We start from the raw sequence: 12,038 nt of genomic DNA on the forward strand, positions 1-12,038 counted from the left end.
TCATACGCAAGGAACAAGAATGAGTTTCGCTCCGAACGGGGGTATTCCCAATGGTTTGGGCGGCGGCGGGCTGGGCTCTTTGAGCGCGCTCGGCGGCCTGGCTGGCCCGGTTGCGTCGAGTGTCGCCGGCAGCCTCGGGCCGCTCGCGGGCCTGGCCGGGCACGTCGACACCGTCCAGCGCGCGATGCAGCTCGCGCAGACCGGCTTCTCGCTGATGGACAAGACGCCCGGCGCGATCGCCGAGGCGATCAACGGCGCCGCCAACCCCGCGCGCCTGACCCAGCTCAACCGCTACGTGACGCTCGATACGCCGCTCGGCCCGGACGTGCTGCTGGTCAGCGCCGCCGTCGTCGACGAGTACGTGAACCGGTTGCCCGAGATCCACCTCGACCTGCTGTCCCATCGCCACGATCTTCGCCCCGAGGACCTGATCGGCCAGCAGGTCAAGATCCGGTTCGACCAGCAGGCGCGCCTCTCGACGCTCGAGCGCGTCGTCGCATCGGGTGCCGCCGACAACGACCGTTACTTCGACGGCTACGTGGCGTCGTTCGACCGGGCCGGCAATCCCGGCAACGTCACGCAGTATCACCTGACGGCGGTGCCGTGGTTCTGGTTCCTGACGCGCTCGACCGACTGCCGGATCTTCCAGAACAAGACCGCGCAGGACATCCTCACCGAGATTTTCCAGGAGCACGGGTTTTCCGACTTCGTGTTCGATATCCGGACGAGCCAGAAGCCGCTCGAGTATGTCGTGATGTACCAGGAGAGCTACTACAACTTCTGCGCGCGGCTGATGGAGCAGGAGGGGCTCGTGTGGACGCACCGCTACGAGAAGGACAAGCACATTCTGGTGATCGGCGATTCGAACCTGCTGTTCCGCCCGATCGACGGGCTCGCAACGGTGCCGTTCGCGGCCACCGAGGCAAGTGAGGACAGCGGGATCGACCAACTGCACGAAGGCCGGCGCTTTGGCGTCGGCAAGGTCACGTTCCGCGACTTCAACCACCAGAACCCGTCGTCGCCGCTGATGCTGGTGGAGGCCGGGCCGCAGAACCTCAAGCACGCGCGGCTCGACGCGACCGAGCGGTTCGAGCACCAGTCGCTGTACGACCACGGCGACGACGGCAACCGCTACGCCCGTTTCGCGATGGAGGCCGAGGAGGCGCAGGCCCACCGCTATACCGGCGGCGGCTACGCGTGGCGCATGACCACGGCGGGCGCCGTCACCGTGGCGAATCACCCGGTGCTCGAGAACAACCAGGAATACGTGATCCTGCAGGTGCGTCACGAGGCGGTGAACGACTACACGCAGCACAGCGCGAAGCTGCCGTACCGCAACAGCTTCGCGCTGCTGCCGAAGAAGGTGCCGTATCGCGCGACGCGCGGCACGCCGAAGCCGGTGATTCATGGCACGCAGTCGGCGATCGTCGTCGGGCCGAAGGGCGAGGAAATCTATACCAACGGCAGCGCGGTGAAGGTGCACTTTCCTTGGGACCGGCGCGGCAAGAAGGACGGATCCGACTCGATGTGGGTGCGCGTGTCGCAACCGTGGGCGGGCGACGGCTGGGGCGCGGCCGCGATTCCGCGGATCAAGCAGGAAGTGCTCGTCGCGTTCAACCAGGGCGATCCGGACAACCCGGTGATCGTCGGCCGCGTGTTCAACGGCGAGCAAGGCAACCCGTATCATGGTGCGGCCGGCCAGACGATGGGGATCAAGAGCCAGACGCACAAGGGGCAGGGGTCGAACGAGATCCGCATGACCGACACGAACGGCATGCAGGAATTCTTCATGCACGCGCAGAAGGACATGAACACCGTCGTCGAGAACAACGAGACGCACAAGGTGCTGGGGCCGATGCGTACCGTGCTGGTGGCCACCGGCAGCGAAGAGAAGCAGATTCCGCAGGGCAACCTGACCGAGACGATTTCCGAGAAGCGCAGTACGACCGCGACCACCGTCGAGGTGATGACGCCGGCCAAGGATGGGGGCGGCGGCACGCAGGTGCACATCGCCGAGCGCGGCATCCTGCTGAAGGTGATGGACAGCTCGATTTCGCTTGCGCCGGAAGGCATTCGCCTCGAGCACAAGGGCTCCGTGATCCTGATGACCGACGACGGCGTGATGGTCAACGGCCAGCGCATCGATCTCAACAAATAATACGAACGAAACCAGCCATGCACTACGCAATCCACGAAGGCACCTTCGAACTGCCGGACGCGGCGCTCGACCGTACGGTCAACATTCTCGTGATGAACGCCGGCCCCGGCGGCCTCAATCTCGTGATCGCCCGCGGGCGGTTGCGCGACGGGGAGAATCTCGACGCGTTCGTCGCGCGCGAATGGGATGTGGCGTCGCGCGATGCCAGGATGCTCACCGAGAAGGCGCGCCGGCCCGTGACCGTCGCCGGGCGCGCGGGCGTCCAGATCGACTCCACGCACGAGCGGGACGGCCGGCTCTGGCATCAGATGCAGACCATGTTTCCGTCGGACGACGCCGGCCGCGTGCTGGTGATGACGTTGACCAGCGCGGCGCCGCTGACCGACGAGCAGCAGGCGATCGCCGACCGCATGCTGGCCAGCTTCCAGCCGCGCGTGGCGCGACCGACCCTGCTCGGGCCGGGTGACGCGTCGTGAGCGCGGAGAACTTCGCGGCCGCTCGCTTCAAAGATCCGATCCAGCACACGTCGTTATTGGGTGAGCTGGTCGGCACGGTCGGGTCGGTGGTCGGTGGCGCCGTCGTGGGCATGTTGGTGGCGGAGGCCATGGAGGGGCTGGTGTTCGCCGGCCTGGCATTGCTCGAGATCGGCACGGCCGGGTTGGCGACGCCGCTCGTCATTGCGATCGGTGTCGGCGTGGCCGTTGGCTCGGGCGCGCTGATGGAAGCGAGCGGGATGAACGACGCCATCGACGACGGCGCGAAGGCACTGGCCAATTCGATGGTGCCGCCCGTGATCAAAGGCAAGATCGCGAGCGGATCGGGGAACGTTTACGTCAACAACGAGCCGGCGGCGCGGGCGGCGAAGCCGGGCGATCTCGATACCGTTGCGTGTACCGATCATCCCGGGCCGCAGATGATTGCCGATGGGTCGGGGAGCGTTTATATCAACGATCAGCCGGCTGCGCGGGTCGGGGACAAGACGACTTGCGACGGGACGATTGCCGAGGGTTCGGATAACGTTTTTATCGGCGGCGGGACGCAGCGGGTGCGGGACGTGAAGTCGGCTACCCGGCTCGGGTGGCTGGGGGCGGCGCTCGGCATTGCGCTCGCGGTTTGCGGGCGCGGGAAGATGAGTTGGGGGCAGTTCCTGAAGAGCAAGGTGCCGTGTCTTGCGGTGAATTTTGCGGCGAGTGTGTTCGGTACCTGGCTGGGTAGTCTGGCGAAGCCGTCGGCAGGGCATCCGGTCAACGTCATTACCGGCAGCAAGGTTCTCGACGGCACGGACGACACCGATTTTGCGTTGCCCGGGCCGCTGCCGATCGTGTGGCAGCGTTTCTATAGCAGCCTCGATGATCGTGCCGACAGCCTGTTCGGGACGGGATGGAGCGTGCCGATCAGCGTTGAGCTGTGGCTTGCGCGTGAACGCGGCGAGGTTGAGTCGATCACTTACTGGGACGAGCAGGGACGCGATATCGTGTTCCCGGCTGTGTCGCCGGGTGAGAGCCATTTCAGCGTGCCTGAAGGCATTTACCTGATCTGCACCGCGGGTGGCCACTATGTGGTCGAGACGGTCGATGGTGTGTATCGCGATTTCGGTCGTGCTCGTAGCGATGCGGACAGCGAGGCGCTCAAGCTGTGGCGTATCGAGGATCGCAACGGTAACTGGATCGAGGTGGAGCAGGAAGCGGCCGGTGAGGTTGTGCGGCCTGCTCGGCTGCATGACAGCGCTGGTCGCATGCTGACGCTCGTCTACGATAAATCGCACGCTCGACGCATTGCCGCGATCGAGCTGACCCGTGGTGTGGACGGTGAGCAACCCGATACGCTGGTGCGTTACGCGTACAACGATGCTGGCGAGCTGGTTGCTGTTACCGACCGCAGCGGCCACACCGCGCGGCGCTTTGCGTACGAGCGTGGATTGATGGTTCAGCACACGTTGCGCGGCGGCTTGCAGTGTTTTTATGCGTGGGATGGCGTTGGTCGCAACGCGCGTGTCGTGCGCCACTGGACCAACGACGGCGAAGCGTACACGTTCAATGCGGACCTCGCCGGGCGCACGGTGACGATTACCGACCAGATCGGTCGCGTGACGCAGTGGACGTGGAACGAGGATCAGCAGCCGACGAGTCATACGGATGCCGAAGGCCACGTGTGGCAGCTCGAATGGAACGCGATGCGGCAGTTGGTCAGTACGACCGACCCGGCAGGGAACACGACCCGCTTCGAATATGACGAGCGCGGGCGGCAGACGCAGCGTATCGATGCATTGGGCCAGGTCGAGCGCACCGAGTGGAACGGGCACTACGATCTGCCTGTCGCGGAAACCGATCCGGCCAACTCGCGCTGGATCTACCGCTACGACGATCGCGGCAACCTCACGATGACGCGCGATCCTGCGGGCTTTGCGACCGAGTATTACCGGGATGAGCGCGGGTTGGTGCATACGATCCGCGATGCGCGGGGCGGTTACAAGTTCCTCGAATGGAATGGCCGTGCGCAACTGACCTCGTACACGGATTGTTCAGGCAAGGTCACGCGGTTTGCATACGATGCGCGAGGTACGCTTGCGCGCGTGACCGACGCGATGGGCCAGTCTACCGTCTATGAAACGGATGCGATGGGGCGCGTCACGGGGATCGGAACGGCTGATGGCGCGCGTCAGATGTTTCGATACGATGCGGCCGGACGGCTCGTCGAAGTTGTCGATGCGAATCAGCGCAGCACGCGCTATGAACTCAATCCGCGTGGATTGCTGGTATCACGGACGGATGCGGCTGATCGAGTTGTGCGGTTCGGGTACGACGATGCGTTCCGGTTGGCGAGTTTGACCAACGAGAATCGCGAGACTTATCGCTTTCAGTATGACCGTCGCGATCTGGTTGCTGCGCAGATCGGCCTCGATGGTCACAAGCGTACGTACGAATATGACGTGTGCGGCCAAGGCACGAGCGTCCGGGATGGACAGATCGAGACACGATACGAGCGCGACGCGATCGGTCGACTGACGGCGAAGCAAGCTACGCACGAGCGTTGTGAATACCTGTACGACAAGGCGAGCCGAATCGCATCTGCCGAGTTGTACACGCTGGCTGCTCGTGGCCCGTCGCTGAAGAATCGGGTCAGTTTGAAATACGACGCTCGTGGGGCGGTTCTCGAGGAATACACGCCGACCGGCTGGCTCGCGCATACCTACGATGAACTCGGCAATCGCGTCAGCACCACGATCTCCGGCGAGCGCACGATCGACTGGCTGCATTACGGGTCGGGACATGTGCACCAGATTCGCGTTGACGGTGCTGCGGTCGCCGACATGGAACGCGATGATTTGCATCGGGAGGTGCTGCGAACGCAGGGCAAGCTGACCAGTCATTTTGGATACGACGCGGTAGGCCGTCGCGCGCGGCACGCTGCGCAGCGTGGCCATGCGGCTGATGATCTGCTTGCGAAGCAGTGGCAATACGATGCAGCGGGCGATGTGATCCAGAAGCGCGATCAGCGTTATGGCACGACGAACTATCGGTATGACCCGACTGGTCGGATTGAACAGGCGGTGGGGCCGGGATTGCCGTCGGAGGTGTTTCGCTGGGATGCGGCAGCTAACCTGGTGTCGAGCGATCACCCGGGCGGGTACGTCGAACACAACCGGCTCAAGATGTTCGAGGACAAGCGCTTCGAGTATGACGCGTATGGGCGGCTTGTTCGCAAGCTGAGTGGGCACGGGCCTGCCAAAGAACTGGTTCTTGGATACGACGATTGGAGTCAACTGAAGACCGTCGTGACTAAGGATCGTCTTGGCATCGCGACGACACATTTCGAATACGACGCGTTTGGTCGGCGGATTCGCAAGCTCAATGGCAGTTACGCGAGTACGGACTTCCTGTGGGACGGTATGCGGCTCGTGCAGGAGACGTATCACGACCGTCAGGGTGAGGAAGCGCTGACGTACTTGTACGAGGCCAACAGCTATGTGCCGCTTGCGCGGATCGACCAAGGCCTGCCGGCTGCTAACGATGCCAATGCACGTGATGCGGTCTACTATTTCCACAACGACGTTTCGGGGCTGCCGGAGGAACTGACCGACGCCGACGGCGAATTGATATGGCAGGCCCGCTACAAGGTTTGGGGCAACGCCGTGCAAGAGGAGTGGATCGCGCGGGCTCCGCAGCGCTCCATACCGGCTTGGGGCGCGGTGCAGGAAGCAACGCCGACGTCTGCCCATGTGCCAAAACCACAGAACCTGCGTTTCCAGGGCGAGTATCTGGACCGGGAGACAGGGCTGCACTACAACCTGTTTCGGTACTACGATCCCGATATCGGACGGTTCATTAGTCCAGACCCGATTGGTTTGGTCGGCGGGATCAATCTCTATCAATACGCACCGAATCCCATCTCATGGGTCGATCCTTGGGGATTGTCATGCGGACCCACAAAGGCTGCGCGTCCGCAGAAAGTCGTCAACGATTTGAAAGATTTCCGAGGCCGTAATTTCCGTTTTGGCTCCGAGACTTTCAAGTTGGAGAAGAGCGGAATGAAACACATACTGGAGCGTCATCACCCAGAGTATTGGGATGGATCGGTTAAAGCCAAGCAAAGTTTCTTCGATTCGAAGATGTCTATTGATGATGTCAGTGATGCTATTGGCAGTGTCATGAAGCAAAATAGCGGCGTGCTAGAGGCGAAGGGTGCTCAGGGCATGTATCAGATAAAAGGCACATACGATGGTGCTGATTATGTGCTTGGCTTGAATAACGGCAGAGTTGGCCAATTCTATAAAGAGTAGATGGAATGATAGTTGCAAAGACTTATCTCAGGGTTAAGAAGAAATTTGTAAATTTTTACGATTTCAATGGAAAAATTCCAGATCCTGATTACATTGAGGGGGCTATTGAGCTTTCTATAAATGGGGTTGAGATTCTTAATAAGGAAATGTGGGATTATGTGGATCAATTGTGGGCGTATTTGGCAGAAGGTGTAATGTGTGTTGCTAGAGGGGAGGGGTTTAAAACTTACTTTCCAGATCAGCCTATTGAAATAAGCTTTGGTGTTCAGGGGAGTAAGGTGGTTGTTGCCGTGACCGTTTATGAAACTGTGAAGGTGGTTGTGGATCGGTCAGAGTTTGTCTCTGAAATGAGGCGGCTTGCAGTTGAATTTTTTGAAGGTATGAAGGGTAAGGGTGATAGGTATAAGGATAATTCGGATATTTATTTGAATAAGTTGAATTTAATATAAATTAATGGATGAAAAGTGTGGTCTGCCATTCCCAGTTCCCTTGTCGGATCACAATTCAAGGCATCGTGAATATCACGCGAAGGGGTGCGGCGGGCGAAAAGCGGGGGGTGTTGCTGCTGTAGATGGCCAAGGTGGAGGAGGTTGTGAAAATTTATAATTCTCTCGTTGAGTTGCTTGAACACATTCCATCGTTTCCGGGAAAAGACTGGATTTATGCAAACCTGGATTCTTGGAAAGACAGTCCGGAAGAGACAAAATTTTTCTACATTCCATGGAATTACATCCAAGATCTGGATGATGATGAAATTTATCTCGATGCCGAGGATGTGGAGATGCCGAAGTCGGTTGAACAGTACGGCTTGAGATGCTGGATGTTGGTGAATCAATTGGACTGCATTTTAAAGAATAAGGTCGATAGGGGTGAGGGTGTAAAGTGGTTTGTTGATGAAATAAATTATTATCGTGAAAATGATGAATTTAGGAATTGAATTTTAAACCTTTAATCTTTTTTGCAATGCTCGCCGATTCTATGACTCGGATGCTATGTGTCGCTCGCACAGATTGACCAGGGTGTGGCGGCGGCGAACTATGCTGATGCACGAGACGTTGTCTACTATTTCCGTAACGGCGCTCGGGCTTGCCACTGGTACTGACGGCGAACTGGTCTGGCTGGCCCGCTATAAAGTATGAGGCAATGCAGTACAGGAGGAGTGGATCGCATGGGCACCGCAAAGGTGGACCCAGTCTTGGGGCGAAGTGATGGTGGTTGCGCCAACGCCGACCCACGAACCGCAGCCACAGGGTCTGCGCTTCCAGGGGGGGGCGGTATCTAGATCGCGAGACCGGGCTCCACTACAACACTTTCCGGTTTTACAATTCTGATATTGGGCGCTTCATCAATCAAGATCCGATCGGATTGATACCGGTTCATCGGCAAACACATCAAGAAATTTTCAATTCATTCTGGAGAGATATTGGCGGACTATGAGAAATTTAGATGCCGTTATCGAGGAAATGAAGGTGGATTGGTCTGCTGCGCGAAAGGCCATCCATTTCTCGCGGGAATGTCCGTTTCTATTGAGGTCTTGTTTTTCTGACGGAGTTGCTAGTGATGTGGTGATTGACGGCATTCCGGATTCTGCGCATGAACTTATGCAGTTTTGGATAGTCTCTGAGCGGGCAGATTTGTTCAAGGATGATGAGTGCGCGCAATGGGGAGTTGAAATATTTTCGCCTCAGAAAGCAGTTGACGAGACTGGAAAGAAAAGAAAAATAAGGGGTCGAGAATTTGTAGATGGTGATATTGTCTTTGCTCGATTTTATGGGGATTCGGATCTGTTGTTGATGGATTTCACGGGTTCCGTCTACGTAAGTTTGCCTCTGGATAATAGATGTGATTGGCCACGAGTAGCGGATTCGTTGGGAGATTTTTTGGAGAGGCTAACGAGTGCTCAGGGGGCGAAATATTGGGAACCGCCAAAGAGTAGCCGCTAATAAAGAGATGATTCGCCGCGGCGAGTGCCGTGGTCAAGCGGCGAGATCGGCATTACGGAACGGTGAGCAGTATGACTCGATCGATCTCATTGACCATCGAGCGGGCGGAGTTTTATGTCGCCTCGACTACCTCGCAAAGAGTGTTGACAGTTGGAATGCCTGCACGGTGAAACGGGTTGTCGTTGATTTGAGAGATTTTCACGAAAACTTATAATTTAATCCGGGGCTTGATTAATGAGCTGGATGGTCTAAATTGGAATTCGGCTGTGTTTATTAATTAAAATGCTTGGGCGGCTGATCCTCGGCATGCGGAAATTCTCTTTCTGGAAGGAAGTGATGAACTCGAAGATGTCGTTCCGGGGACATATTTGCCAAAGATCGCAAGAAATAGGGATGTGCGGCAGCTATTTGATATGGAAACGTTTTGAGATATAGTTAATTCCGATCGGAAGCGAAATCCGGTGACGACTGTTTCGGATGTTTTCTTTGCTATTAATTGCTATCGCGAAAAAGATGATTTCTGCGACCCTCGGCGATAACTTGCGATCGAGATTTAAGATTATTTGTTGATGGTCGATACTCAAAGAAGCCAGGTTCTCCGATCCGGGTATCCGATGCAACGCCAATCCGAACCGGGATAATGAGTGGAGGGGGGTATCAATGCGGAGTAAACCAGATTTCGTGGATCGATTCGTGAGGCTGACGTTCGAGTCGACCGCAGTGTAGGTGATTTTTGGTCGCTTGATATTTTGGATGCTACAAAAATAAGTGAATGGAATTGCTCATGAAAAAAGAGTATTTTCACTCTGTGACAGAGTTTCCGTGCGGCTCCGGAGAGATTTTTACGGAATTTATCGACGGTGTCGCTACGCGTCAGATTAATTGTCCTGCTAATGGAGTGGCGCGCGCATCTTCATCTATACAGGATTGGAGTGCTGATATAGGATTTTTGCTTTTTGATGGGGTGAGGGGTGATCTTGAGATTTCGTTAAAAGACGAAATTAAACAAGAAGATTTTGAGCGGGCCTGGAACGCTGTCATAGGCAACCAGTAGGTTATGTTTGAGGTAGGCGACGGTGGTGCATTGGGATTTCATGTGGCTTGAAATGTAACTGTAGGAGAGTGCTCGTCGAATACTCAAGGAGCGAGCATGCCGACTGTTGACTCACTGACTTCCCGTAGCCAAACGTTGGTTTGGTCTAGGTCGTACGATGAAGGGGTGAGTCAATGACGAGCCGAAAACGTCGATCGGGGTGCCGTGCCGTATACAAATTACCTCATTTTTGATCCGCTTCCAGACGATGCCTTCGGCGCAAGGGTCTACTTGCAGGTGGTGGACAAATTTGAGATGAACGAACTTGCCACACGGTGTGCCGGCAAGCGATGTATCTTCGAGATGATCCTTGGGGATGTGCGAAAGACAAACCGCTCGTAGCGGGGAAGTACGACAGCTAATTCGGATTCGATTCTTCCTCGGAACTACTGGGCCAGATGCATCAGAGCCTCAAGAGCCGGAATTTTCCAACTAAGACCTGGACGAAAATTGTTCTAGCCTCAGTATCAGGAGTCTGAGAAGAGATGAGCACTGGAATCGCAATTTACGGAACCGATCCGACTCAGGCGGCGTCCGCTCTGTCAACGGCTGAAAACCTCTTTCTTCAATTTGGTGGAGAGGCGAATAAGGCATCTTTATTGGAATTCGTTGTCCGGAACGGAGAGAGATTTGTCGATGATCGTGAGGTGTCTCTCGCTGACTTAAGAGGCAGGATTTCGACTGGAGAGGTCGCTGCATTCCAGGTATATAACGACGAGGAAAAAGGTGGCGTCCCAGTTATTTCATTTGGTCACAATGTTCCGGAATTTGAGGGGCTATCATTTGTGGATGTCCAGATAGGGAAGTCAATTGACGAGGTAAGTGGGGAGGTAGAGGAGTTTATAAAAAATATTGCGACTCATGTGAGCTTTAAATACGCGATCGCTTACGGTGCGGAAAATTCGTCGATTGCATACAAATATTCGACTGGTGTTAATCTGGTTAGAATTTTTCCTTTTGAAAATACGTCTCTATTCACCAGGGAGCTTCCTAATAGGTTTCCCGGTTCGGCGAGCTACGAAGGAGCAAAACTCAGGATGGTTTATCCCCTGAATGTTCTCAATGGGGAGCACCTGGAGATTCGTATCAATGATCTTTCGTTGAAGGAATGGATCGGATCTAATTCTTCTCGCGGATCGTTGGGAAGTATTTCAAATGGCATGTGGCTTTGGTCGGTCGATGCGACGGCTTTGCCCGAAGTCAACAACGCTTGCGGAGAGGCGGGAATATTGCTCGCCTGGCAAAAAGCGTCCACGAATAAGCCGGCGCGAAAACTACCGTGAGCGCGTTTCTGGATTGGCGCGGATCGTAATCGATTCGACTGATTCGGAATCGCACACGCGAAGGATGCGGTGGACGACTACACGCGGTACAGCGGCCATCTGCTTACCGCAACAATTGCGCGCTGTTGCCGAAGAAGATTCCGTACCGCGCGGCGACTGGCACACCGAGTATGGAGCTTTCTTACCGCTACGATACGGGTGGACGACTGGTATCGACGCAGATCCAAGACATCGAGAGCAACTACACATGCACTCACATGCGGGAGGCTGAGCCAGCCAGAATTGCGATGGTGGAGTGCCGTGCCGCCGGCGCGTGATCTCGAGGATGACGATCTAATCTCTTTTGGGGGTGCTCTGTTGATTCGGCTCGAACAGCACTATGCTGGCGATGATGTCTGGAAAAAATTCTCCGATCTCTTCGCGAAATACAAGGATTTGCCGGAGATCCGAGATCTCGCCAAGGATCTAAATGAGCAGCTTGATCTTGCTTATACGATCTACTGGGTTGCCGGTCCGAAGTCGGCCCAGAAGTGGATAAGTTCGAACGTCCCGGCACTCGACAACACCCGGCCTATCGATTGCACCGACAACCCGGAGTTGATTAAGCGTCTGCACGAATGTCTAATGCGGATGCCATCGTAATGACCACGGCAACCGCTAGGCGCGTTCGCGTTAGAGGAAGCGCAGGCTCACCGCCATACCGGTAGCGGCTATACGCCGCGTGTGGCCAAGGTCGAACCGTTTCAAATCGTCACGTTCTGATCAGTCGTGTCAGGGCCGG

At 56.5% G+C, this 12,038-nt stretch carries 9 protein-coding genes and 1 pseudogene; all 10 read left to right on the plus strand.

Annotated elements, in window-relative coordinates; translation table 11 throughout:
• The first annotated feature begins 19 nt into the window (after positions 1 to 19).
• Positions 20 to 2,158: a type VI secretion system Vgr family protein gene (locus HAV18_RS25600; protein ID WP_166961553.1), complete on the plus strand. Its 2,139-nt coding sequence runs from the start codon at positions 20 to 22 to the stop codon at positions 2,156 to 2,158.
• A 17-nt stretch (positions 2,159 to 2,175) separates the two neighbouring features.
• Positions 2,176 to 2,634: a DcrB-related protein gene (locus HAV18_RS25605; protein ID WP_166961556.1), complete on the plus strand. Its 459-nt coding sequence runs from the start codon at positions 2,176 to 2,178 to the stop codon at positions 2,632 to 2,634.
• Positions 2,631 to 6,938 (plus strand): RHS repeat-associated core domain-containing protein, encoded by a 4,308-nt coding sequence (locus HAV18_RS25610; protein ID WP_347814784.1) that lies wholly within the window; start codon positions 2,631 to 2,633, stop codon positions 6,936 to 6,938. The genes HAV18_RS25605 and HAV18_RS25610 overlap by 4 nt, the downstream gene beginning before the upstream one ends.
• A 5-nt stretch (positions 6,939 to 6,943) precedes the next feature.
• Positions 6,944 to 7,387: a hypothetical protein gene (locus HAV18_RS25615; protein WP_166961559.1), complete on the plus strand. Its 444-nt coding sequence runs from the start codon at positions 6,944 to 6,946 to the stop codon at positions 7,385 to 7,387.
• Between the two features lie 143 nt (positions 7,388 to 7,530).
• Entirely contained in the window at positions 7,531 to 7,875 is a 345-nt protein-coding gene (locus HAV18_RS25620) for a hypothetical protein (protein WP_166961562.1), read from the plus strand.
• 332 nt (positions 7,876 to 8,207) lie between these two features.
• Positions 8,208 to 8,306: pseudogene (locus tag HAV18_RS40410) on the plus strand (RHS repeat-associated core domain-containing protein); the annotation flags it as partial.
• A 65-nt stretch (positions 8,307 to 8,371) separates the two neighbouring features.
• The gene (locus HAV18_RS25630; protein ID WP_166961565.1) at positions 8,372 to 8,881 is read left to right on the plus strand and encodes a hypothetical protein; all 510 of its coding nucleotides are present in this window, start codon (positions 8,372 to 8,374) and stop codon (positions 8,879 to 8,881) included.
• Positions 8,882 to 9,665: 784 nt separating this feature from the next.
• On the plus strand, positions 9,666 to 9,935 hold the full coding sequence (locus HAV18_RS25635) for a hypothetical protein (protein ID WP_166961568.1): 270 nt from the start codon (positions 9,666 to 9,668) through the stop codon (positions 9,933 to 9,935).
• A 524-nt stretch (positions 9,936 to 10,459) separates the two neighbouring features.
• A complete protein-coding gene (locus tag HAV18_RS25640; RefSeq protein WP_166961571.1) occupies positions 10,460 to 11,257 on the plus strand; it encodes a hypothetical protein in 798 nt (265 codons plus the stop codon).
• Positions 11,258 to 11,557: 300 nt separating this feature from the next.
• Positions 11,558 to 11,899 (plus strand): hypothetical protein, encoded by a 342-nt coding sequence (locus HAV18_RS25645; RefSeq protein ID WP_166961574.1) that lies wholly within the window; start codon positions 11,558 to 11,560, stop codon positions 11,897 to 11,899.
• Positions 11,900 to 12,038: the final 139 nt, after the last annotated feature.

The sequence above is a fragment of the Burkholderia sp. D-99 genome, assembly GCF_011605345.1.
GTDB lineage: Bacteria > Pseudomonadota > Gammaproteobacteria > Burkholderiales > Burkholderiaceae > Burkholderia.